We start from the raw sequence: 25,725 nt of genomic DNA on the forward strand, positions 1-25,725 counted from the left end.
ACTATATGTTGAAGTAAATCAATAGAGTATTATTTTATTATAGTGATAAAGCTTTGAAACTTTAGTATCTATCTATATATATTTATATTTTATAAAATTTAATAATGTATTTTATAACTTGTTATTACTATTTAAAATATATATAATTGTTTTATGTTTAATTTATTATAATATCAACTAATATAATAAATTTAATACAAATTATTATATTTTGGAGTGAGTACTTTGGAAAAAATCGAAGAAACTTTATTTAATCTTATAGAAAAAATATGTACTACAGAAGAAATAAAACTTTCAGATATACCTTGTGTAGATCTTTATGTAGATCAAGTAACTACTTTTTTTAATGATAAGCTTCAAAATTTAAAAAGAGACGATGAAGATAAAATATTAACAAAAACTATGATAAACAATTATGCTAAAGCAAAGCTTCTTCTACCTATAAAAGGTAAAAAATATTCGAAAGATCAAATTATTTTATTATCTTTAATTTATAATTTAAAACAAATACTTTCTATTAATGATATAGGTTTAATTTTATCTCCTATTATAGAAAATTTTTCAAAAGATAAAGATGCTTCTTCAAATTTAGAAAAACTTTATTCTACATTTTTAGAATTAATAAAACCCCAATCAAATGAATTTGCCCAATGGCTTAAAGATAAAATCAAATTAGTAAGTGAAGGAGATTTTTATACAAAAGATAAAAATGATGATTATACAATACTTATACTTATTGTATTAATTCTTATAAATTCTGCTAATCTTCACAAAAGAATGGCAGAAAAAATTATAGATGAATTTTTTAAAAATAAATCACAAAAATAATATTTTAAATATTCAAAAATAAATATGCACTATAAATAACATTTTAAGTTATTTATAGTGCATATTTATTTTTGTTCATTTAGACTTTTTAAATTTTTTTCTATTATGCCTTTTACAGTATCTGACAATTTGTTTTGTTCTTCTTTTGATAATTCTTTTGTGTATATAGGTTTTGATATAATAATATCTACATTGGCCGCTTTAATTTTTTTGCCTTCTTGTGCTTCAAAAATTTTATAAGTACCATTTATAGTAATTGGTACTATAGGCGCACCAGATTTCGTAGCTAATTTCATAGCACCTTTTTTAAATTCTAAAAGTTTTTCTCCTTTACTTCTAGTACCTTCTGGATAAATAACCATTGAATATCCTTTTTTTAAATTTTCAATGCCATCTAATATAGCCCTTACTGAATCTCTAGAATTTTCCCTGTCCATAAAAACACAATGTATCTGCTTCATCCAGTAATTTACTCCTGGAAGCTTTTCAAGTTCTTTTTTAGCTATAAATCCCATTGGCTTATCTATGTATCCAAGCATTGCTAATATATCAAAATCACTTTGATGATTAGATACAAATACACAAGCTTCTTGTGGTATATTTTCAGCACCAACTACATTTACTTTAGAATGAGATTTTTCTACTAAACCTTTTGCCAAGTTTTTTACTTCTTTATAAGAATATAAATCTATTTCTTGCTCTGTCATATTTTTCTTTAATATTTCAAACTTAAATCTTTTTATATATGTTTTAATTATAAAATATATTCCATAAAAAATCCATAAATATGGCATGTTCTTTCCCCCTAATAAATTAATACATTTATTATACTAATTTATATTATTTATTGCAAGACGACTTTATGTATGATAGTATAGATACACAAATTCATAAAGAGGTGTTATTGGTGAAGGTAAAAAACACTTTGCTTAAAATTACAACAATATTTATTTTTACTATATTAATTTTTACAAGTTGTACTTTACAAGAAGTTTCAAATTATAGTACAGATATAAAATTAAAAAATAATTTACTTGTACATTATATAGATGTAGGTCAAGGTGACAGTATATTAATACAAGTAAATAACAAAAATATGTTAATAGATGCAGGAAATAAGGATGATGGTGAAAAAATAGTATCTTATTTGAAAAATCAAAAGGTAAAAAAGCTTGATTATGTTGTAGCTACTCATCCTCATGAAGACCACATAGGTGGAATGAGTGAAGTAATTAAAAATTTTGTTATTGATGACTTTTATGCTCCAAAAAAAATTACTACAACAAAAACTTTTGAAAATATGATAAAAGCTTTAAACGGCAAAAAAATAAAAACTGCTTTTAAAGGAGTAGAACTTGATTTAGGAGAAGATGTGCAATGTCAAATGATAGCTCCAAATAATAAAAATTATAAAGAAATTAATAATTATTCAGCTGTAATAAAGTTAACTTATAAAAATACTAAATTTCTTTTTATGGGTGATGCAGAAAAACTAAGCGAAGAAGAAATAATAAATAATAATATAGATATTTCTTCTGACGTTTTAAAACTTGGTCATCATGGAAGTTCCTCTTCATCTTCTTCTAAGTTTTTAGATAAAGTTTCTCCTAAAATTGCAGTAATAAGTTGTGGTAAAAATAATGATTATGGTCATCCTCATAAAGAAACTATTTCTAACTTAAATAAAAGAAATATTACTATATATAGAACTGATCTAAACGGCACAATTGTGCTATCTAGTGATGGAAAAAATATAATAAAAAAATAAATTAATTATTTATATTTTATTTATAGTAAAAATTATAAAACATAGATATCCAACTTAAAGATTTAACATTAGTATGATGAAATAATAATTTAACTAGTAAATATATTTTTATCTAAGCAAAGAAATTTATTATTTTACAAAACTTATTACGTTAAGCTTTAAAGTTGGATATCTATAATTTCAATACATTTATTTTAATTATAATTTATTTTTATTGGTATATAATAAATAATCACGTTTACAAAAATCATTTACAAATCTATTTTAATTATAAATAATAATTTATTTCCAGCTTTTATCTATTATATCCCACATCATTTTCCCTAATCTCGATATAGTAACAATTCCATATACATTATTGGGAAGAGTTTTTGCCATAACTACAAATATAAAATCTCCTTTTTTTGTATTTAAAATTGCTGCATCATTTTCAACTCCATGTAAACTACCTGTTTTATTACCTATACATTTCCATTCTTTTTCAGGAATATAAAAAGGAATTTTTCTTCTATCTTGGCTTTTACGCAAAGAATTTAAAATAATGCTACTATATTCTTCATTTAAATACTTACCTTGATAAATTAATTTTAAAGAATTGGCTAAATCTAAACTTGTTGTTAAATTTTCTAACCCTTTTTCATGAGATTTAAAATCCATCATTTTTCTTTTCAATACAGTATCTTTTAATCCCATTTCTTTTATAACTTCATTTATACTTTCCATTCCTATTATATCTATAATCTTATTTGCAGCAGTATTATCATTTTGTATAAGCATAGCATTTAACAGCTCAATTATTTTATATTCTTTTTCATCAAATTCATGAATAATTCCATCTCCAGAAACCATATCTTCTTTTTTTATTAAAACATTTTCATAAAGATCAATAAAATTATCCTGAACTTTTTTTAATAAAGCAATAGCAATATGAATTTTTATACAATCTGCTGAAGGCATTTTTATTCTTTCATTAAAACTATAAGTATAAGAACTATTAATATCTTCAAAATAAAAACTATATTCTCCTATTCTTTGATCTAAATATCTCTTTAATTCTTTCATATCATTCTTCTCCTACTAGTTCCCTGAATATTAATTATATTATAAAAATATCAAGCAAATAGGCATGCAGATTATGCACGCCCAAATTTTTAATTGCCAAATGATATTCCAATACTTTTTGCAACTCTTACAAGCTCTCCATCAGGATCAACATTTTTAGTTTTTCCTATAACATTTTCTAGAGAATCATAAGATAACTTATTACCTTTTAAGCAAACCATATTGCCAAACTTTCCTTCATTTATTAAATCAACAGCTGCTACTCCATATTTAGTTGAAAGTACTCTATCGTAAGTTGAAGTGTTTCCTCCTCTTTGAACATGACCTAATACTGTACTTCTTATTTCATGATCTTTTATTATTTTTTCTAAATCTTCAGCAAGTTTATTAGCTATTCCACCTAATCTAATTGGATCTGGACTATCTTCAACTATTTTATTTACTACAACATCTCCATCCTTAGGTTTAGCACCTTCAGCAACAACTATAATGCTAAATACTTTCCCTTCTTTTTTCCTATCATAAATTTTTTCTACTACTTTATTTATGTCATAAGGAATTTCAGGTATTAATATAACATCTGCAGAACCAGCTATACCTGACTCAAGTGCAATCCATCCTGCATTTCTACCCATAACTTCAAGTATCATTATTCTGTGATGAGATTCAGCTGTAGTATGAAGTCTATCTAATGCCTCTGTTGCAATTTCAACAGCAGTATTAAATCCAAAAGTTATGTCTGTAGAAGCTAAATCGTTATCTATAGTTTTAGGAACACCTATAACCTTTACTCCTTTTCTAGCAAAATCTCTTGCACTTGTTAATGTTCCATCTCCGCCAATAACTACTAATACATCTACTCCCGCTTTTTTTAAATTTTCTACAGCTACATCAGATACATCTTTTTTTACCATTTTACCATTTTCTTCTACAAGATAATCGAAAAGGTTATCTTTATTAGAACTATATAATATAGTACCTCCTCTATGAAGTATACCAGAAACGCTTTCAAGATCTAATTTAACATAGTCATTATTATATAGACCTCTATAACCAAATTTATAACCTATAACTTCATAACCATACTTTAAAATTGCAGTTCTAGTAGCAGCTCTTATTACCGCATTCAATCCAGGACAGTCTCCACCACCTGTTAATAGTGCAATTCTTTTTATTTTTTCTGCCATTTACATATCCCTCCAAAACGTTTTTAGTTCAATTAAACACCTTAAAATATTAATTTTAAATATTTTTTGTTTTTTCTAAATTTACATACTATTATTTAATATACTAACTTTTTTTATCTTACTTTGTCAAGTTTTATCATAACGTTTTATATATATTTTATATATATTATAATACATAAATTTAGAATTTGAAAATGAATATTCTTTGAACATATTATTTTATTATCTGAATTAAAAAACAATATACTTAAAATATAAAATTAAAAATATATTAAAACTTTTTTACTTAAATTTATTATTTATATGCATTAATATTAACATTTTTGTTTATCTTTTGGAGGAGTAATACAATAATTTACAACAATTGAAACAATTATTCCTACAAAAGTATCTAAGAGCCTGTTAATACTATAAAAAAGAGGATTACTTTCTTTTAAGTTAATCATTATAGCGCAAAAAACAATACAACCTATTGAAGAAGCTTCTTTTATATTAAACAAATTACATAAATATATAACACAAACAATCCCTATCCCTATAAATAAAATATTACCAGGCATTATACTTGAAAAAATAAACCCTACAAAAGCACCTATAGAAGTCCCAACCATTCTGTTTTTACCAGCCTTTAAAGAGCCTTCTACTGATCCTTGCATAGAAATCACAGAAGCTATAGCAGCATAAAAAGGATATTCCATATTTAATATTTCAGATATCAAAATTGATATACATACTGCTATAGCTGTTTTTATATTTCTCATGCCAATTTTTTTAAATTTAATATTCAAATGTATCACTTCGCCTATTTTATTTTTATGTATAAACAAAAATTTAAAATTTTTAATATAAAATAAATTTATATAGTTTAACACATAACATTATTTATTATTTCCTTTTGAGCTTTGTAAACATTAGGAACATAACTTTTTAAAAGTTTAATATTACCTTTTATTTCATAACTTCCTAAAGCTGCAGGTATCATTAAGCTATCTCCTTTTTTTATTTTTTCACTTCCATCTTTATATATAATTTCTCCTTCTCCATCTACAACAGTAAATATGTAAAATCTTTCTATATCGCTACATTCTTTTAAACTTTTATTTATATCATAAAGTTCAAGAGCAAAATTTTCGCAAAGACAATAATAAGTTTTACTATACCCATCTCCTTCAAGCTTTAATCCTCTGCTTTTTTCTCCTCTCAAATTTAGATCAACTACATCTAAAGCTTTATCAATATGTAACTCTCTTCCTCTATTATAATCATAAACTCTATAAGTTGTATCGCTATTTTGCTGTATTTCTGCAATAATTACCCCTTCTCCAATAGCATGAATTAATCCACTTTTTACAAAGTAAACATCTCCCTTATTAACATATACTTTATTCATAAGGTTATCAAAATTGCCTGATTCTATAGCTTTTTTAAATTCTTCCTTTGTACAATCTTTTGTTCCAACAACTAAATTAGCTCCTTCAAAAGCATCAACAACATACCATACCTCTGTTTTACCCATTTCCCCCTCTACTTCTTTAGCATATTTGTCATTAGGGTGAACTTGAACTGAAAGCTTATCTTTAGCATTAATTAATTTTACTAAAAGTGGAAACCAATCTTTTGGTATTTGTGTACCTAAAAGTTCATCACCTTTTAATTTTATAAGTTCATCTAATTTTATTCCCTTAAATTTACCATTTGCTACAACGCTTGTACCATGTGGATGACAGGCAACATCCCAACTTTCTCCAATATTACCTTCTGGAAGATTATCTCTAAAATTTTCTAAATCTCTTCCTCCCCAAATTTTTTCAAAATATATGTTTTCAAATTTTAATGGATACATTTAAAAGCCCTCCCATGAAAATTTTAATAATCATAATAAAATAATTATAATTTTATAACAATTTAATTTATAAATATTCTATCAAAACTTTAATAAAAAAACTATACGAATATTATAACATAATTATTATTTATAATTTTGTTATAATTTTTTATTTAAATTTTAAATATATTTTTCAAATTTAATATTTATGCTAAAATAATAATGGCAATAATTAAATTATAAATATAAATTATAATAATAATTAAATAATACAAAAGTAAAAGGGAGTGTTTTAAATTAAAGTAAGGTCTTTATTTAGCATTATAATATCTAAAATAATAATAAAATTATCTAAAATATTATTTAAAGGTGGAAGCAATTTCCCTGGTAAAATAGCACTTAAGATAGATAAAAATATTTTATCTGTAACTTCTAAAGGTTATGACGTTATACTTGTTACAGGAACAAATGGTAAAACTACAACTACAAATTTTATATATAATATTTTAAAGCAAAATTATGAATTTGTAATAACTAATAATACAGGTGCCAACATGCTTACTGGTATAGTATCCTGTTTTATAGAACATTATAAATTTAAAAAAAATAATAATATTAAAAAATATGCAGTAATTGAAGTAGATGAAGCTAATGTGCCTTTAATTACCGAATTTATAAAGCCTAAAATTATAACTGTTACTAATTTATTTAGAGATCAACTTGATAGGTATGGAGAAGTTTATACAACATTAAATAAAATTTTATCAGGAATAGAAAAAACACCTCATTCTATATTAGTATTAAATGGTGATGAATCTCTTTTAGGTGATTTAAATCTTTCAAATAAAATTTTATATTATGGATTTAATTTTTCATCTGAATCTAAAAACAGCATAGACATAAATGCAGATTCAAAATTTTGCAAAAAGTGCAAAACTCCATATAGTTATGAATTTATTACTTATAATCATTTAGGTAAATTCTTTTGCTCTAATTGCGGATATAAAAGACCTGAACTTGATTATTCTTTAAATAATATAATAAATCAAACTTCAAGTTCTTCTTTAGTTAATATAGATGGAAATGAATATCTAATTAATCAGCCTGGTACATATAATATTTATAACGCATTATGTGCTTATGCTGTATGTAAAACTTTAGGTATAGATAATTCAATAATTTTTAATGTATTTAAAAGTACATCAAGTAGTTTTGGAAGACAGGAATCATTAAATATAAATGATAAAGAAGTTAAAATTATATTAGTAAAAAATCCTGCTGGCTTTAATGAAGCTATAAATACTGTTATTCTTGATAAAAAAAAGATAAGTGCTGCCTTTTTATTAAATGATAATTATGCTGATGGAAGAGATATATCTTGGATATGGGATGTAGACTTTGATAAACTTTCTTATATAGATTTAGATAAAGTATTAATATCCGGTACAAGATTATATGATATGGCAATAAGACTTAAAGTCTCTGGCATTTCAAAAGAAAATTTTGTTCTTTGCGAAACTTTTGAATCGCTTCTTGAAAATATAGAAAAATGTAATACCTCTACAATATATGTTTTAGCAACTTATACTGCTATGATTAATTTTAGAAAATTTTTACATAAAAAAGGGTATATCAAAAAATTGTGGTAGATTTTATTTTAAGTGAAGGTGAAAATTGTGGAAATAAATATATGTCATTTATATCCTGACTTATTAAATGTATATGGTGATTTAGGAAATATATTAATACTCAAATACAGATTAGTTCAAAGAGGAATACAAGTAAACATATCTAATATATCTATAGGAGATGATTTCGATCCTAATAAATTTGATATAGTGTTTTTTGGAGGAGGTCAGGATTACGAACAGTCCATAGTTTCTAAAGACTTAATGGACAAAAAAGCATCTAGTATAAGTAAATACATAGAATCTTCTAAAGTATTTTTAAGTATATGTGGAGGATATCAACTTTTAGGAAAATATTATACTACTCCTAAAGGTGAAAAGCTTCAAGGTTTAGGAATTTTAGATATATATACTGAAGGGTCAAATAAAAGATTTATTGGTAATACTGTTATATATAATGAAGAATTTAATGAAACTTATGTTGGTTTTGAAAATCATTCAGGTAAAACCTATATAGGTAATCTTAAGCCTTTAGGTAAGGTTATAGCTGGCTATGGTAATAATGGTGAAGATGGATTTGAAGGATGTATTTATAAAAATACTTTCTGCACTTATTTTCATGGTCCTCTTCTTTCTAAAAACCCTGAATTAGCTGACAGACTTATTATAAAAGCTTTAGAGAAAAAATATGGAAGTGGCTTAATTTTAGAAGATCTTGATGATAATTTTGAAATTAAAGCAAAAGAATTTATTGTAAACAGAGAAAAAAAGAGGACATAATTTCGTCCTCTTTTTTCACTATAATTTAAAATTATCTCATTTTTCTTATAACTCCATCATATACATCTTCTACCATTCCCATCATCATATCTCCAGATTTTCTAAGTTTTTTTCTTGTATTTCTATTAAGCTGAGGAGCAATTAACATTCCTGCTACAGCTCCAATCATAACTCCTGCAGATGCACTTTTCATAAATCCCATATTCTAACACCCCTTTCTTGTTTTAGATAAACAAATTAATATTTAAAAATATCATATTGTAAATTATGACATTTTTTAAATATCATTTATTGTTTATTATAGTATTAGAATATGCAATTTTTATTTTATTAGTCATTGAAATTACTGTTAATCAATTCATCCATTGCCTCATTAGCAAGTTTATCACATCTATTATTGTATTGATTGTCAGAATGTCCTTTAACTTTAATAAATTCCACATCGTGATATTTAAGAAGTTTTATTAAATTTTCCCAAAGTTCTTTATTTTTAACAGGCTCTTTAGATGAATTTTTCCATCCATTTTTTTGCCAATTTTCCAGCCATTTTTGATTTACAGCATTAACTACATAGGCAGAATCACTATATAGTTTAACTTTACATGGTTCTTTAAGCATAGACAAAGCATGTATAACTGCCGTAAGTTCCATTATATTATTTGTTGTATTTCTAAAAGCTTTTTTTATTTCTTTTTGGATGCCATTATACATAAGTATAATGCCAAAAGCACCTATAGTATTCTCTTTTCCATTGCCTCTACAAGCTCCATCAGTATATATTTCTACTTTTTTCATTTACTTTCTCCCCGCTTTTAGCCTTTGTTGATAATTTTTTAATATATTTTAAAAGTCTGGCAACATTTTGAGCTCCAACCATATTTGATATAAAAGATACTCCTTCTTTTATAATTTTTATAATATTTTCTTTACCGCTCCAATTTGATAATATAATTTCTTCAGGTATTTCATTTATTATTTTATTCATAGCAAAAAATATAATAGCAACATCATCTATTTTACCTATAAATGGTATAAAATCAGGCAATATATCTATTGGAGAAGAAATATACCCAATAAGACTTCCTACTAAAATTTTAGTTTTTGCGTCTACTCTTTTGTCTTTAAAAAGTCTCCATAAAAGAACTGTAATGTCTGGTATAATTAATGCATATTCTAATATATCTTTATATTTATAATCAACTTTATTTTTTAAATTATTCCTTATTTTATTATAAGTATCATATGCCTTATATTGATTTTTTTCTTTTTTTAAATCAAATTTTGAAGTTTCTTTAGATGGTTCATATATTATATCAGAAATTTCAATTTCTATTGCATTTTTTAACAAGTTTATATTATTTAGTTTAAAATAAAAAAATGGTATAAATTTTAATATCAAATTTAAATCTATATATAAATTATCTTTTTTTACAATAATGCCATTTTTCTCAAAATCTTTTAAAAGATTTTTTAATGCAAATCTTTTAACTGAAGATGTTATTCCTATTTTAGCAATTTTAAAATTAAAAATTTTAACACATAATTCATTGTTTTTTATATTACCTAATCCTACAGTTAGTCTGAATGGAATTTTTACTCCCTTTTTATAACTTCCATAAATATTTATCAATTCATCTATTTCTAAATTTTCAATTTTTAAGCCTTCAACTTTAATATATTCTTTAACAATTTCAATTAAATCTTTAGATGTTAATTTTACAGTAGTACTACTAACGTTCATATAGATTCCCCCTTTTAATTTATATCTATGAACATAATTAAAGTATATAATAAATTTTAATTAATGCAACAACCATTTTATTCTTTGGAATAATTTACTTTAGCAAAATTTATGATTTTCATTAGACATATTTTTTTTAATAATTATAATATTTATTATGATTATTGAATATTTTAATAAATTATATCCTAATAATTTAAAATAATAATAAATAAATATTTTTATATTAAACAACTATTGAGAGGGGGTTATCATAGGCATGAACAAAAATAAGAAAAAATATATCTATATACCTGCGTTTATAGCTGTTTTATCTTCGATAGTGTTATTAAGTTTTAACTTAACCGGCAAGTCTTCATATTATAAACTTTATGTTGATTTTTTAAGAGATGTTTCAAATAAAAATATATCAACAGTTTATATTACTAACTCTTCTAAAATTAAAGCAAAAATGAACAATGGAGAAATATATGAAACAGATAATCCAAGAACAGATAATTTTAAAGAGGAGCTTTTAAAGCAAGGTATTAAAGTTTCTGAAAGTTCACCGCTTTCTCCTAAACAGGCAATTCCAACTATACTTTTAAGTTCTTCTTTAGCATTTATGGCTGTTATGGCCGTTAAAACTAAAGGATTAAATACTAAAAAATTAAAAGGAGTTGACAGCCTTGACGTTTCATCTGTATCAAATATTCCTTTTAATTTTAATTCTTTTGCAGGCAATGAAGAGGCCAAAGAAAGTGTAAAAGATATTGTAGATTTTCTTAAAAATCCAGAAAAATATAATGCTTATGGAGCTAGAATGCCAAGAGGTATAATACTTTATGGTGAACCAGGTACAGGTAAAACTCTTCTTGCAAAAGCAGTTGCTGGAGAAGCAAATGTACCATTTTATGCAGTTTCTGGTTCTGATTTTGTACAAGTCTATGTAGGAGTAGGTGCAAGCAGAATACGTCAACTATTTAAAAAAGCTAAAGCAAGTGGCAGAGCTGTTATATTCATTGATGAAATTGATGCTATAGGTAAAAAAAGAGATGGATCTAAAAATGGTGGATCAGATGAAAGAGATCAGACTTTAAATGCACTTTTAACTGAAATGTCTGGTTTTAATGAAAAAGACGGCATAGTAGTTATGGCTGCTACAAATAGACTGGATATACTTGATCCTGCACTTTTAAGACCTGGAAGATTTGATAGGCATATTGAAATAACTCTTCCAGATGTTAAAGCTCGTGAAAAAATATTAGCACTTCATTTAAAAAATAAACCTGTAAAAGATATCGATATCCATGAATGGGCTCAAAAAACTTCATATTTTTCAGGAGCAAAACTTGAAAATTTAGTAAATGAAGCTGCTATACTTGCAGCAAAAGAGGACAGTAAATTTATTCAAAATATTCACATGGATAAAGCTTATTCAATTGTACTTGCAGGTTATGAAAAAATTGAAAGAGATTATATAAAAGATAAAGATAAAAAAATAACAGCTTATCATGAAGCTGGACATGCTCTTTTAACACTTAAAGTGCTCCCTAATGATAAATTATCTAAAGTAACAATAATTCCTACAAGTAAAGGAGCTGGAGGATATACTTTAAGTATACCTGAAGATAAACTTTATCAAAACAAAGATTATTTAAAAAGAAGAATAATGGTTCTACTTGCTGGACGTGCAGCTGAAGAAATAATATTTGGAACTGAATTTATAACAACTGGGGCTCATAATGATATTGAACAAACAACTAAAATAGTTTCCAGCATGATTACTCAATATGGAATGGGAGAAACTTTAGGTCTTTTAAATTTAGAACAGTTATCTTATTTAAATTATATAAGTACTGAAGACATAGTTAAAGAATGTAAAAATACTGTAAATTCTTTATATGAAGAAGTTAAATCCATAATTTTAAATAACAAAGATTTATTAGAAAAAATAGCAACTGCTTTAATAGAAAAAGAAACACTTCTTTATGAAGATATTGAAAATTTATTAGCAGCTTAAAATATTTTTAAATTATATATAAATATTCTTAATAAATAAAAAGTCATGCATAAATTAAAGAAAATTATTTATATGCATGACTTTTTATTTTTTTGATGAGAGAGGATTATTATTTTACTTGATAATAATATAACTTTAAAACTTAATCTAGTAAAATAATAATCCGAGCAGGGAATATCTTTTATCTGACCAGAGAGGATTATTATTTTACTTGATAATATATAACTTTAAAACTTAATCTAGTAAAATAATAATCCGAGCAGGGAATATCTTTTACCTGACCAGAGAGGATTATTATTTTACTTGATAATATATAACTTTAAAACTAACACATCAAGCTTTAAACTTTAATATATATAATAAATATCCTGATATAATTCCTCCTATAATTCCTCCTAAATGCCCAAAATTATCTATATTAGATATTGTAAGCCCTAATATTAAATTAGCTATAATTACCGAAGTAATATTCCTTAAAAAATCTTTACCTACAATTTCTTTCATCTTTATTGCAAAAACAAAAATTGTTCCTAAAAGTCCAAAAATAGCTCCAGAAGCTCCTATAGATACCCCTTGTGAAAACATAAAGCTAAATAAAGAAGACATAATTCCACTTACAAAATATATAATTATATATTTTATTTTACCATATAATTTTTCAACTAAAGGCCCAATAGAATATAGAGAATACATATTTAATACCAAATGTACTATTCCACCATGTAAAAACATACATGTTATTAACCTATAAAATTGTCCTTGCCTTATGTATGGATTATATTTAGCACCTAAATGTATAAGTACATTTATATCACTATAAAAAATATTTTTAGACAAAATAGCTGTAACTATATAAATAATTATATTTAAACTTATAATACAATATGTGATTATAGGTTTAAACTTTTCCTTTTCTTTTTTATTTGCAATTTCATTATTATAGATTATACTTGCTAATTCTTGCACAAAATCTTGATCTTTATAGCCATATTTAATTATTTTATTATTTTTATAGTCTATATAAATCAAATCATCTTTTAAATTAGTATAATTTAATTCTAAATTATATTCTTTAACATCAATCAAATATATTTTTACAATATCTATATCATAACAATTTAGTTTTAATTGTAAATATTCAAGCAAAGAAAAATCATCGTATTTTTCTTCATCGCTTTTTATAAATAATATAACTCTTTTTTTATTATAATTTATATTTTTTACTAATGCCCAATTAGACTCAAACATAAAAATATCATCTATTATAATGACTCCATAACCATAAAATCTACACATTTCATTTATAATATATTTTATATAATTTTCTTTCATAAATAATTTTATTCCCCTCCCTCTATGATATTTAATTTATTAAATTATATTGATATTTATCTAATTTTTCAAACTAAAAGTGAAGTGGCTGCCTTAAAATAGATTATACAAATTAACTTCTATTTTTAGGACAGCCACTTTTAAAACACCATAGACTCAATAACTAAATTATTATTTTTTAATAAATCTATTTCATAAAATTGTATTGGAAGTTTTGTCTCACTATCATAAATAACCCTTATTACTGGTCTATCTGGAAAATTTTTATTTTGTTTTACAACATATCCCTCTATAGAATTTGATAATTTTACACATGTGCCTAATGGATAAACAGAAAAAGTACTTTTGAAATTTTTTACAAAATTTTCATCAAAAGCTTGAGAACTTCCTGCTAAAATAAGCTCATAAGCTTCATTAGGGCTAAATTTTTTTCTGTATACCCTATCACTTCCAACTGCATCATATACATCGCAAATGCATACTATTTTACCAAATTTAGAAATTTCATTTCCTTTTAAATTAAAAGGATATCCCTTACCATCCACTCTTTCATGATGCTGAACAACAGCTTTAATTGCATTATAAGGTATATTAACATTTTTTATAAGTATTTCTTTACCATAAAGTGGATGTTTTTTTATTTCCTTAAATTCTTCATTTGTCAAGGAACCTTTTTTGTTTATAATTTTATTAGATATTTTTATTTTACCTATATCATGTAGAATAGCACCTATAGCTAATTCATTAAGTTCTTTCCCCGAAAGTCCTGAAGATATCCCAAGGAAACAAGACATTATACAAGTATCTAGTGAATGTACAAATGTATAATTGTCATAGGTTTGTATGTCATATAAGCTTTTATTTACATCACCCATGTTAATTATATAATCTACAAGGTCCTCTACTATCTCTAAAGATTCGCTAACTTTTATTTTATTACAACTATAAACATTTTTTAATATGGTAGACATATTTTTCATAACAGCTTGTTTAAGCTCTAATAATTTATTATCTTCTATTTCTACATCTTCAAGTCTATCATCTTCAATATATATATAAAATACGCCTAATTCCTTTAGCTTCTTAATGTAAGTTCTATTTAGACGAACTCCTTCTTTTAATAAAATTTTACCATCATTTGTTAATATATTTTTACCCAATACTTCATTATCTTTAACTCTATCAATAAATTCAAGTCTCATAGTATACCTGCCTTTTTCTTTTGTCCTTCTTATTATACTATGTAATATTGTAAAATTCAGCAATTTTTTTGTTTTTTTAGAATATATTTAGTAATAATGTAGAATTTTAAAATATTATACTTTATTTATTCTTTGTATTCTTCTTCTTTGTTTTTTATATTTTCAAAAACTTTATTCATTTCTTCTTCAATTATTTCACAAGCTAATTGTATTTTTTCTTCCATTTTATTATGTTCTTCTATATAATCAAATTTTAAAACCCAGGTAGGATTATATTCATCATCTACCTCTTCTAATATAAAACCATTTTCTTCAAAAGCTGAACCATCAAATAAATCATAAATAGCATAAAATTCCCATTCTTCAACATCTCTATTTGTATCAAAAAATATATTTACCTTTTCTCCATCATAATAAAATTTAGTTATATACTCTGCTCCTTCATTTACAGCAAAACTTCCCATTTCCTTTATAAATTGATTGGTTTTTATATCCTTTTCCATGAGAACTAATGATGAAAAATCCAAAATTATCATCCTTTCTAAAATTAAATATATAATTATGATATCATAAATTTATATTTATTAAACAAAAATTTATTTATAAAATAAACATTTAAAGACAAAAAATTTTTTGTCTTTATTAAAAATCTATTGCAAATAATTTGCATTTATATATAATTATATTAGTAATAATATTTAAGAATGGAGAAAGCTTTATGCTTACAATAAATGAATTATGTTTTTCATATAACAATTCTTTACCTTATTTAATTGATAACCTAAATTTACATATAGATAAAGGTTCTTATCTATCTATAATAGGCAAAAATGGTAGTGCCAAAAGTACATTAATAAAGCTTATACTTGGTTTCCTTAAACCTAAATTCGGCACTATATCAATAAATACTGATAAAATAGGTTATGTGCCTCAAAGAATGGAAGGATATAATCCTCAATTTCCAATAACCGTAGAAGAAATGTTAGAATGTCATAGAAAAGTTTTAAAACTTAAAAATAAAGATTTAATAACCTCTAATTTAGAAAAAATTAATATGATTAAATATAAAAGTTCACTTATAGGCAATCTATCTGGAGGTCAAATGCAAAAAGTTTTTATAGCTAGAGCCATAATGGGAAATCCTGAACTTCTTATACTCGATGAACCTTCTACAGGCATTGATATTAAAAGTCAGAAAGAGATTTATACTATTATAAAACAATTAAATAAAAATTTAGGTGTAACTGTTATTTCAGTAGAACATAATTTAGAAGCTGCTTTATCTAATTCAACCCATATATTTAAAATGGATGATGGGAAAGGCACTCTTTATACAGCATCTGAATTTAGCAAATACTTTAATATAAATTTATTGTAAATGGAGGAAAATATGCTTCAATATAGTTTTATGCAAAACGCTCTGTTAGCAGGCGTTTTAATTTCTATTCTTTGCCCAATAGTTGGGGTTTTTCTTGTGCTTAGAAGATATTCTATGATGGGTGATACATTGTCACATTCTTCTCTTGCTGGAGTTGCTATAGGTCTTATTCTAGGTTTTAATCCTCTCCTTACTGCTTTTATTTTTACTTCTATTTGTGGAATACTTATAGAGATTTTACGAAATTACTATAAACAATATTCCGAACTTGTAATGTCTATAATACTTACATTAAGTTTAGGTATAGCAATAATATTAATAAGTACTGGTAAAGCATCTGCTAATATAAATTCTTTTTTATTCGGAAGTATACTTACTGTTTCTTCTAAAGATTTATATATAATTTCCATATTAAGTATAATTTCTATTGTTCTTTTAATATTTTTATACAACAAACTGCTATATATAACTTTTGATGAGCAAGGAGCTTTTATTTCAGGAATAAATGTTAAACTTATAAATTATTTATTCATACTTTTAGTTGGAGCAACTATATCTGTATCCATAAGAATAATGGGTATACTTGTTATTTCTTCTATGATAGTAATACCTGTTGCAACTTCTATGCAGCTTAATAAAGGATTTAAAAAAACTCTTTTTTATTCTATATTATTTGCTTTTATAGATATTATTTTAGGACTTATATTATCTTATTATATAAATAGTGCTCCCGGAGGTACTATATCTTTAGTATCAGTTATCTTACTTGTACTTATTATTGTTTTTAAAAATGTATTAAAAAAATAAAAAGAATATGTAGTATCAATTGATACTACATATTCTTTTTATTTTGAATGATTTTTACATTCATCACATATACCTTTTATTTTTAGATCATGTTCCGTTAATACAAACCCTGTTTTATTTTTAATTATTTCTTCTATTTGAAGCATAGGACAATCAATTTCCACTTCTTTATGGCAAAGACTACACTCTAATATATGTTTGTGATTTTCTTTTTTTATTATATAACTAAATTTATCTTCACCTAAATTTAATTTTTCTATTATATTTTTATTTTCTAATATATCCATTGTTCTATATATTGTTGATAGATCTATTTTTAATCCTCTTTCTTTACACTGCTCATATATATAATCCACAGTTACTGCATCTTCAGTATTTAAAAGTATATTAAGTATACCAATTCTTCCTTTTGTAATTTTTATGTTATTCTTTTTTAAAAGATTTTCTGGTTCCATTCAATCACCACATTATATAATTTTATATAATATTATAACATATTATATAAAATTAATGTAGGATTAAAAAATCACTTATCTATAAAAATATCATCTTTAATCCAAATAAAATAAGTATAATACCACCTAAATAGTCAGCATATTTATATACTGCATTTATTTTTTTTAAATATCTAGATATTAAAAAAGCTCCAATAGAAGCTATCAAAGTAACTATTCCAATAAATATAGTATATTCAAGCATTATAAAAATATTATTAATGTTATGAAATACAGTAAAACCAACAACCATAGCATCTATACTTACAGATATCCCTAATATAATATACATACTTGGTTTAATTAAAGGACATTCTCCTTTATTATCATATCCTTCTTTAAGCATCATAATACCAACTATTCCTATAATAATTCCTCCAATTGTTTCTGGTATAGCAGCTATTTTAGTGTTAAACCAAAAACCTAAATAACTACCAATTAAAGAAAATAAAAACTGAAAAAATCCAAAAGATAATGCAAATAAATATTTATTATTTCTTCTTATATGATTATTTAACCCTATACATACAGCTGTTCCAAAAGCATCTAAAGATAATCCTATAGCTATAGTAAAAATAGAAAATATTGAATATTCCAAAATATATCTTCCTTTCTTTTTGTAAATTTATAATTAAATTTTTACTAAAATAGTCCGCTAAAAAGCGGACATAACTACATATATTTATTTATAATTTTTAACAACTTTTTCAAAGGCTTCTAATGCAAATTCAAGTTGTTCTTTTGTATGAGTAGGAGTATAACTTGTTCTAAGAAGAGCACAACCTTTTTCAACTGCTGGTGAAACTGCTGGATTTACATATACACCTGCATCTAATAGTTCCATAGTCATTTTAAAAGCTTTATAATCATCTCCAACGATTATAGGAACTATTGGAGTTTTAGTCCCTCCAACTGAAAGCCCCATTGATTTAAATCCTTCTTTCATAAATTCAGCATTTTCCCATAATTTTTTAATTCTTTCTGGTTCTGATTCTAATATATTTAAAGCTTCCATAGCAGCTGCTGCATTTGCTGGAGGTATAGACGCACTAAATATAAATGGCCTTGAATTATGTTTTATATAATGTATAACATCTTCTTTTGAGGCAACATAACCTCCTAAACTTGCTAAAGATTTACTAAATGTTCCCATTATTATATCAACTTCATCTTCTAATCCAAAATATTCTGCTGTACCACGGCCATGTTCACCCATAACGCCAAGACCATGAGCATCATCTACCATAACTCTAGCTCCATATTTTTTTGCAAGTCTAACTATTTCAGGAAGATTTGCAATATCACCTTCCATACTAAATACACCATCAACTACAATAAGTTTTCCTTTATCTTCTGGAATAGATTCTAATATTCTCTCTAAATCTTCCATATCATTATGCTTAAATTTTAACAATCTTCCAAAGCTTAACCTACAAGCATCTACAATGCTTGCATGATTTTGTTTATCACCAATTATATAATCATTTCTTCCAACAAGTGCAGAAATAATTCCTAAATTAGTTTGAAAACCTGTACTAAAAACTAAAGCTGCTTCTTTTTTTACAAAAGATGCAAGTTTTTCCTCAAGTTTAATATGTAAATCTAAAGTCCCATTTAAAAACCTAGAGCCAGAACATCCTGACCCATATTTTTCTATAGCTTTAATAGCCGCCTCTTTAAGTCTTGGATCTGAAGTAAGCCCTAGATAGTTATTAGAACCAAGCATTATAACTCTCTTACCATCCATTATAACTTCAGTATCTTGACCTGAGGTAAGTGCATGGAAATAAGGATATATACCTGCTTTCATAGCTTCTTTAGCATCAGTGTAGTTAAAACATTTTTCGAAAATATCAACCATTGGAAATTTTCTCCCCTTCCATAATAAAAAACAAAATAATGAATGCATTTTAAAATAATTATATCACAATATTAGCACATAACTAAAAAATATCATATAATTTTTTAAGATATTTTACTAGTTTTTTACTTTTATACATCGTTAAAATTTAATTTGGTAAAATAATAATCTAAACAGGGAATATCTTTTATCTGACCAGAGAGGATTATTATTTTACTAAGCACTAATATAATCCTTAAATCTTAATAGAGTAAAATAATAATCCGAGCAGGGACCAAGCAGGAAATATTTTTACTTATCAAAGACAATTATTATTTTATTATATAATAATAAATTGAATTATAAAAAAATATTTATTGCATTTATATAATATTTGGTACATAATAAATATAGCTAAAATTTGTAATTTATAACTAATCCAATATGAAAATTAAATTTAGTCTAGTAGAATAATAATTTAATCTGGGAATATATTTTTACCTTAGTAGAGAGGATTATTATTCTACTAAGCACTAATATAAACCTTAAATCTTAATATAGTAAAATAATAATCCGAGCAGGGAATATCTTTTATCTGACCAGAGAGGATTATTATTTTACTAAGCACTAATATAAATCTTAAATCTTAATATAGTAAAATAATAATCCAAGTAGAAAATATCTTTTATCTGACCAAAGAGGATTATTATTTTACTAATCACCAATATAAATCTTAAATCTTAATATAGTAAAATAATAATCCGAGTAGGGAATATCTTTTATCTGACCAAAGAGGATTATTATTTTACTATATATTATAATATACCTAATTTTATACATAAAACATTTATAATTTTAGAGGTGAATTGTGTGCAAAATAATTACAGCAAAGTTGTACTTATAACAGGAGCTTCATCTGGCATAGGAAAGGCAGCTGCCTATACTCTTATGGAAAAAGGTTTTAAAGTTTATGGCACTTCTAGAAAAATAGTTTCAGAAACTACTGTTAAAGCCAAAAAAGGTAATGGTTTTTTAAAAATGATACCACTTGATGTATGTTCTCAAGAATCAATAGATAATTGTATTAAATATATTTTAAAAGAAGAATCTTCAATAGATATACTTATAAACAATGCAGGTTTTGGAATTGCAGGTTCAGTTGAAGATACTTCTTTTGAAGAAGCTTTTAAACAATTTGATACTAATTTCTTTGGAGTACTTAGAATGTGTAGAGCTGTTCTCCCTAAAATGAGAGAACAAAAAAATGGTCTTATTATAAACATTAGCTCTGTGGCAGGACTAATATCAATTCCTTATCAATCAATGTATAGTGCCAGTAAATATGCCCTTGAAGCAATGACTGAAGCCTTAAGAATAGAGGTAAAACAATTTGGAATAAAAGTTTCTATGGTTGAACCAGGTGATACTAAAACTGGTTTTACAGCAAAACGAGAATATACTCATAATTCATTAAATTCTGTTTATAGTGATAAATTTAAAAAATCTATTAAAACTATGGAAAGAGATGAACAAAATGCTCCATCCCCTAAATTAGTTGTAGATGCTATACTAAAAATCATAAATTCAGATAATCCTCCTATAAGAATAACTGCCGGATTTTCTTACAAAATTTTAGTATTTTTAAAAAGGCTTCTTCCCTCAAGGTTTGTTGAATATGTAGTAAGCAAAATCTATTCATAATTTAATTTTAAATATTTAATATGATTACCTCATAAAAGTTATTTTTATTAAATATTTACCTATATATAATAGTGTAATAGAAATTTATAAATACTATAATTATAAATACTATAAATTGTATAATAAAAATTAATTTACAGATTATTGCGGGTTAATATTAATATACTATATGGATATTTGTAAGTTTTACATATAAATATCTTAAGGCTGTGTACATAAATTATGTTATAACTATATTAAACAAAAATAAAATATGTGTAAATGAGTTTTTAATGAAGTTTAAAACCCATTTACACATATTTTGCTTATTATAATTATAATATTAATTGATAAAAATAACCCCTATATTTTATTTCTGCTCTTTTATAATACCTTTTCTGTAAACATCTAAAAGTTTTTCTAAATCATTTATTTGAATTTTAAGTTCATATCCAATATCCGTATCCCCAACCCTTTTTCTTTCTACCCCTGTTTCTAATATTACTGTAGTAGATAATATATCTTTTTCCTCTTCAATAGCTTTATAAGTTGATTCAAAAGGTTCATGTGATACTAATAAAAGTCCATAAGAATTATATATAAGTGTATATCCTGCTATTCCTGTCTGTCCTTGATAAGCTTTTGAAAAGCCTCCGTCTATAACTAAAAGTTTTCCATTTGCTTTTATTGGACTTTCTCCATTTTTACTCTTAACTGGTACATGACCATTTATAATGTGAGATTTTTCTGGATCTAATCCAAATTCTTTTAAAATCGAATTGCATACTTTTTCATCATCTCTTAAATAAAAATATGGATTTTTTCCTTCTATATGAGTTTCCTTTTCTTCTATAAAATATCTTTCAAAAGTTGCCATTTTGTTTTTACCAAACAAAGGCGAATCTGGTCCATTCCATAGATACCATATAATGTCCATACCATAAAGTTTAGCTTTTGGATTATTTTTATAAAAATATCCCTCTCTTACTAAAATTTCTAATCTATCCAAAAAAGCTTTGCCGCTATATTCATGTCCTGTTTTGCCTATTTTAACTTTTTTAAAACTTCCATCTTCATTTAATGGTATACATCCATGGTATAGCAAATTAGAATTGTACTTTAAATACATACTCCCTTTGGTAAAAAGAAATCTTACATGTTTTTGAAGTTTTTCACTATTTAAAAAAGAAGATTTTAGTCTTTCCATTAGTTCTATCTCTTCTGGTATAAGTTCGTATGGATCTTGTGGATTAATTGTTGGAAAATTACTATCTTTTAATTTATAAATCTTACCATTCAAATTTATAGTACCTTTTTCATAATTGATCTTATTTAAAAGAAGTCTATCATTCATTTCAAAATATGGACGCCTTTTAATTACTTCTCCCTCTAGTTTAAACTGTATTATAGATATAGCTTTATGCATTTTGGATATAAGCCTTATATCCTTTTCACTATAGTTTTTACTGCTTTCAATTTTTGGTTTAAAACTTAAACATTCATCATTTTTATAAAAATCTATAGCAAAAGTAGCAAGTGGCAGCAAATTAATTCCATAGCCATCTTCTATAGTATCTAAATTTGCATATCTAGCACATATTCTAAGTACTGTTGCAATACAAACTTCACTTCCTGCTGCAGCTCCCATCCAAAGTATATCATGATTCCCCCATTGTATATCCACAGAATGATAATTTACAAGTGTATCCATTACAATATCTGCACCTGGCCCTCTATCAAATATATCTCCTAAAATATGTAACCTATCTATAACCAGCCTTTGAATTAGCTTTGATATTGCTATTATAAATTCATTAGCTCTTCCAATTCTTATAATAGTTTTTATTATTTCATTATAATATTCTTCTTTATCTATTCTATCTGGCTGTTCATGAAGAAGCTCCTCTATTATATATGAAAAATCACTTGGAAGTGCTTTCCTCACTTTAGAACGAGTATATTTTGATGATACATATCTGCAAATTTCAATCAATCTATATAATGTAATTTTATACCAATCTCCAATATTTTTTTCGTTTTTTAAAGTAATTTCAAGCTTTTGCTCTGGATAATAAATTAATGTAGCTAAACTTTTTATATCTTGTTCTCTTAAAGAATTTCCAAAAATATCATATATTTTTCGTTTTATTACTCCAGATGCATTTTTTAATACATGATTAAAAGCCTCATATTCCCCATGAATATCTGTTAAAAAATGCTCAGTACCTTTAGGCAGATTTAAAATAGCTTGCAAATTTATTATCTCTGTACAAGCTTCAGCTATAGTTGGATATTGATTAGATAAAAGTTTTAAATACCTTAATTCATTTTCAAATTCTTGAGTTAAATTATCTTCGTTATAAGGCATTTATAATCCCCCTTTTTTAATTACTTTGTTTATGTCATATGCGCTGTAAAGCATACCATTAGTATAACATATTTTATTATTTTTTGAATTTATTTGTTTATTAAATATACAAATATTACCTTATAACTTTTTTTAAAACATATGTCGATCATTTTTTTTAATGCCCTAAGATTTATACTATTGGCAACAGTTTTACTAGTGCTTTTTAACTATTTTATTCAGTTATCAATATAAATTTTGGTATATTAGGATATTATCATAAATCAATCATAATTATCTTATAACTTTTTAAATACATATTGACAAAATTCGATTTGATGAATATACTATAATTAATCAAAAGTAAGTAATCAAAAGTGTAAAAAAGCTTTTATATTACATAATAAAGTTTAATACTGTTTTTAAGATACCGTTTCTAAAAAAGTAAGCCGCTTGTAAATAGGCAAGCGGCTTATAAAGCAAATATCACATCGATAAATTTGAATATATCGATTTCAAGGAGGAAAATATAATGCAAACTCTAAAATCAATTTGGGATTTATTTCAAAATGAATTTCTCGGCATGAGGTGGCTTAATAGTTTAATTGGTAATCTACTGAAAGCTTGCGGATTAAATACCACAGGAAAAATTGGCGGAAGTGTTCAATTTTTTATTTACGATACGATTAAAATTATGGTACTGCTTGGCGTTTTGATTTTGATTATCTCATATATTCAAAGTTATTTCCCACCGGAGCGAACAAAAAAGATACTCGGTAGATTTCATGGCATTGTTGCAAACTGTATTGCCGCACTACTAGGTACAGTAACGCCGTTCTGCTCATGTTCTTCCATTCCGCTATTTATCGGATTTACAAGTGCAGGTTTGCCACTTGGGGTTACATTCTCATTCTTGATTTCCTCCCCAATGGTAGACCTTGGCTCTTTAGTGCTGCTTATGAGCATTTTCGGGTGGAAAATTGCCGTTATATATATGGTACTCGGATTAGTAATCGCTGTTATTGGTGGTACAGTTATTGAAAAGCTGCACCTTGAAAATCAAGTAGAAGAATTTATTCGTAGCGGCAATACTCTTGATATTTCAAAAGAGGAACTTTATTTTAAAGACCGTATCAAATACGCATGGGAGCAGGTCATAGAAACTGCTAAAAAGGTTTTGCCCTATGTCTTAATCGGTGTTGGTATTGGTGCATTTATTCATAACTGGATACCTGAAGATTTTATTGTTAGTATACTTGGCACAGGCAATCCATTTGGTGTTATTCTTGCTACCATTGCTGGAATTCCTATTTATGCGGACATTTTCGGAACAATTCCAATTGCCGAAGCTTTACTTTCAAAAGGTGCACAACTTGGAGTTGTCCTCTCGTTTATGATGGGCGTTACCACGCTTTCGCTACCTTCAATAATTATGCTTAGAAAAGCAGTTAAGCCCAAGCTTCTCAGTATTTTCATTATGATTTGTATCATGGGCATTATTCTTGTAGGATATTTCTTCAATGCAATTCAATATTTGCTTGTATAAATGTTTTATGCTTTTTTGTTAAATTTTCTAACAAAACAAAAAAATTATTTGCCTAACGAAAACTCAAATCCCCATAAATTTTAAAGCTTAAGTGCGGTTTTGAAATATCAAATCAAAGCCGCTATATTTTTTTAAAACTTGAATTTAATATAGAATATATTTTTATATTAGTTAAATTTATTTTTGATCTTGAAAGGCTTAATACACAAAATTACATCCTTTTTAGCATTAATTTATATAAATTTCTATTGAAATAAATGTTAAATAATAATACTATA

24 protein-coding genes are annotated in these 25,725 nt (G+C 25.2%); 9 read left to right on the forward strand and 15 right to left on the reverse strand.

The annotated features are described in order from the left end of the window. The first annotated feature begins 225 nt into the window (after positions 1-225). Positions 226-828 (forward strand): DUF1836 domain-containing protein, encoded by a 603-nt coding sequence (locus B5D11_RS07375; RefSeq protein ID WP_143327683.1) that lies wholly within the window; start codon positions 226-228, stop codon positions 826-828. Between the two features lie 65 nt (positions 829-893). Here the strand turns inward: B5D11_RS07375 and B5D11_RS07380 are convergent, their stop codons facing one another. Continuing rightward, positions 894-1,622: a lysophospholipid acyltransferase family protein gene (locus B5D11_RS07380; RefSeq protein WP_078682408.1), complete on the reverse strand. Its 729-nt coding sequence runs from the start codon at positions 1,620-1,622 to the stop codon at positions 894-896. 113 nt (positions 1,623-1,735) lie between these two features. On the opposite strand from B5D11_RS07380, the gene B5D11_RS07385 reads away from it, so the two are divergent. Next, positions 1,736-2,596 carry a ComEC/Rec2 family competence protein gene (locus B5D11_RS07385; protein ID WP_078682409.1) on the forward strand — a complete coding sequence of 287 codons (861 nt, stop codon included), beginning with the start codon at positions 1,736-1,738 and terminating at the stop codon, positions 2,594-2,596. 282 nt (positions 2,597-2,878) lie between these two features. On the opposite strand, the gene B5D11_RS07390 is transcribed toward B5D11_RS07385, so the two are convergent. From B5D11_RS07390 to manA, 4 genes are all read right to left on the reverse strand, one after another. After that, complete coding sequence (locus B5D11_RS07390; protein WP_078682410.1) at positions 2,879-3,658, reverse strand: serine hydrolase; 780 nt, start codon at positions 3,656-3,658, stop codon at positions 2,879-2,881. A gap of 89 nt (positions 3,659-3,747) precedes the next feature. After that, complete coding sequence (locus tag B5D11_RS07395) at positions 3,748-4,845, reverse strand: 6-phosphofructokinase (RefSeq protein WP_078682411.1); 1,098 nt, start codon at positions 4,843-4,845, stop codon at positions 3,748-3,750. 314 nt (positions 4,846-5,159) lie between these two features. Beyond that, complete coding sequence (locus B5D11_RS07400) at positions 5,160-5,606, reverse strand: FUSC family protein (protein ID WP_078682506.1); 447 nt, start codon at positions 5,604-5,606, stop codon at positions 5,160-5,162. Positions 5,607-5,710: 104 nt separating this feature from the next. After that, a complete protein-coding gene (gene manA, locus B5D11_RS07405; RefSeq protein WP_078682412.1) occupies positions 5,711-6,688 on the reverse strand; it encodes a mannose-6-phosphate isomerase, class I in 978 nt (325 codons plus the stop codon). A gap of 278 nt (positions 6,689-6,966) precedes the next feature. On the opposite strand from manA, the gene B5D11_RS07410 reads away from it, so the two are divergent. After that, positions 6,967-8,319 carry a Mur ligase family protein gene (locus B5D11_RS07410; RefSeq protein WP_164850156.1) on the forward strand — a complete coding sequence of 451 codons (1,353 nt, stop codon included), beginning with the start codon at positions 6,967-6,969 and terminating at the stop codon, positions 8,317-8,319. Positions 8,320-8,346: 27 nt separating this feature from the next. Further along, on the forward strand, positions 8,347-9,078 hold the full coding sequence (locus B5D11_RS07415; protein WP_078682414.1) for a type 1 glutamine amidotransferase: 732 nt from the start codon (positions 8,347-8,349) through the stop codon (positions 9,076-9,078). A gap of 31 nt (positions 9,079-9,109) precedes the next feature. Here B5D11_RS07415 and B5D11_RS07420 read toward each other — a convergent pair whose 3' ends face one another. From B5D11_RS07420 to B5D11_RS07430, 3 genes are all read right to left on the reverse strand, one after another. After that, a complete protein-coding gene (locus tag B5D11_RS07420; RefSeq protein ID WP_078682415.1) occupies positions 9,110-9,280 on the reverse strand; it encodes a YtxH domain-containing protein in 171 nt (56 codons plus the stop codon). A 128-nt stretch (positions 9,281-9,408) separates the two neighbouring features. After that, positions 9,409-9,873, reverse strand: coding sequence for a ribonuclease HI (rnhA, locus tag B5D11_RS07425; protein ID WP_078682416.1), 465 nt, complete (start codon positions 9,871-9,873; stop codon positions 9,409-9,411). Beyond that, entirely contained in the window at positions 9,848-10,819 is a 972-nt protein-coding gene (locus tag B5D11_RS07430; RefSeq protein WP_078682417.1) for a YkvA family protein, read from the reverse strand. The genes rnhA and B5D11_RS07430 overlap by 26 nt, the downstream gene beginning before the upstream one ends. 259 nt (positions 10,820-11,078) lie before the next feature. Here B5D11_RS07430 and B5D11_RS07435 point away from each other — a divergent pair, with 259 nt between their 5' ends. Next, positions 11,079-12,821 carry an ATP-dependent metallopeptidase FtsH/Yme1/Tma family protein gene (locus B5D11_RS07435; protein ID WP_078682418.1) on the forward strand — a complete coding sequence of 581 codons (1,743 nt, stop codon included), beginning with the start codon at positions 11,079-11,081 and terminating at the stop codon, positions 12,819-12,821. Between the two features lie 333 nt (positions 12,822-13,154). On the opposite strand, the gene B5D11_RS07440 is transcribed toward B5D11_RS07435, so the two are convergent. The 3 genes from B5D11_RS07440 to B5D11_RS07450 form a co-directional block, all read right to left on the reverse strand. After that, positions 13,155-14,153, reverse strand: coding sequence for a rhomboid family intramembrane serine protease (locus B5D11_RS07440; protein WP_078682419.1), 999 nt, complete (start codon positions 14,151-14,153; stop codon positions 13,155-13,157). Positions 14,154-14,293: 140 nt separating this feature from the next. Further along, positions 14,294-15,355, reverse strand: a complete 1,062-nt coding sequence (locus B5D11_RS07445; RefSeq protein WP_078682420.1) for an HD-GYP domain-containing protein — start codon at positions 15,353-15,355, stop codon at positions 14,294-14,296. A gap of 125 nt (positions 15,356-15,480) precedes the next feature. Further along, positions 15,481-15,882, reverse strand: a complete 402-nt coding sequence (locus B5D11_RS07450; RefSeq protein ID WP_078682421.1) for a DUF6762 family protein — start codon at positions 15,880-15,882, stop codon at positions 15,481-15,483. Positions 15,883-16,073: 191 nt separating this feature from the next. On the opposite strand from B5D11_RS07450, the gene B5D11_RS07455 reads away from it, so the two are divergent. Both B5D11_RS07455 and B5D11_RS07460 read left to right on the forward strand, forming a co-directional pair. Further along, the gene (locus tag B5D11_RS07455; protein ID WP_078682422.1) at positions 16,074-16,733 is read left to right on the forward strand and encodes a metal ABC transporter ATP-binding protein; all 660 of its coding nucleotides are present in this window, start codon (positions 16,074-16,076) and stop codon (positions 16,731-16,733) included. A 12-nt stretch (positions 16,734-16,745) separates the two neighbouring features. Further along, on the forward strand, positions 16,746-17,540 hold the full coding sequence (locus B5D11_RS07460; RefSeq protein ID WP_078682423.1) for a metal ABC transporter permease: 795 nt from the start codon (positions 16,746-16,748) through the stop codon (positions 17,538-17,540). 38 nt (positions 17,541-17,578) lie between these two features. Here the strand turns inward: B5D11_RS07460 and B5D11_RS07465 are convergent, their stop codons facing one another. From B5D11_RS07465 to B5D11_RS07475, 3 genes are all read right to left on the reverse strand, one after another. Then, entirely contained in the window at positions 17,579-17,995 is a 417-nt protein-coding gene (locus B5D11_RS07465) for a Fur family transcriptional regulator (protein ID WP_078682424.1), read from the reverse strand. Between the two features lie 79 nt (positions 17,996-18,074). Further along, positions 18,075-18,632, reverse strand: coding sequence for a manganese efflux pump MntP (locus B5D11_RS07470; protein WP_078682425.1), 558 nt, complete (start codon positions 18,630-18,632; stop codon positions 18,075-18,077). An 84-nt stretch (positions 18,633-18,716) separates the two neighbouring features. Then, complete coding sequence (locus B5D11_RS07475) at positions 18,717-19,895, reverse strand: aminotransferase class I/II-fold pyridoxal phosphate-dependent enzyme (protein WP_078682426.1); 1,179 nt, start codon at positions 19,893-19,895, stop codon at positions 18,717-18,719. 849 nt (positions 19,896-20,744) lie between these two features. Between B5D11_RS07475 and B5D11_RS07480 the strand changes: the two genes are divergently transcribed. Then, positions 20,745-21,575 carry an SDR family NAD(P)-dependent oxidoreductase gene (locus B5D11_RS07480; protein WP_180376975.1) on the forward strand — a complete coding sequence of 277 codons (831 nt, stop codon included), beginning with the start codon at positions 20,745-20,747 and terminating at the stop codon, positions 21,573-21,575. 349 nt (positions 21,576-21,924) lie between these two features. On the opposite strand, the gene B5D11_RS07485 is transcribed toward B5D11_RS07480, so the two are convergent. Then, positions 21,925-23,922: a fructose-1,6-bisphosphatase gene (locus tag B5D11_RS07485; RefSeq protein WP_078682428.1), complete on the reverse strand. Its 1,998-nt coding sequence runs from the start codon at positions 23,920-23,922 to the stop codon at positions 21,925-21,927. Positions 23,923-24,433: 511 nt separating this feature from the next. On the opposite strand from B5D11_RS07485, the gene B5D11_RS07490 reads away from it, so the two are divergent. Continuing rightward, positions 24,434-25,447, forward strand: coding sequence for a permease (locus B5D11_RS07490; protein ID WP_078682429.1), 1,014 nt, complete (start codon positions 24,434-24,436; stop codon positions 25,445-25,447). Positions 25,448-25,725 lie beyond the last annotated feature (278 nt).

This window comes from Clostridium sp. USBA 49, assembly GCF_900167505.1.
Taxonomy (GTDB): domain Bacteria; phylum Bacillota; class Clostridia; order Clostridiales; family Clostridiaceae; genus Clostridium_AT; species Clostridium_AT prolinivorans.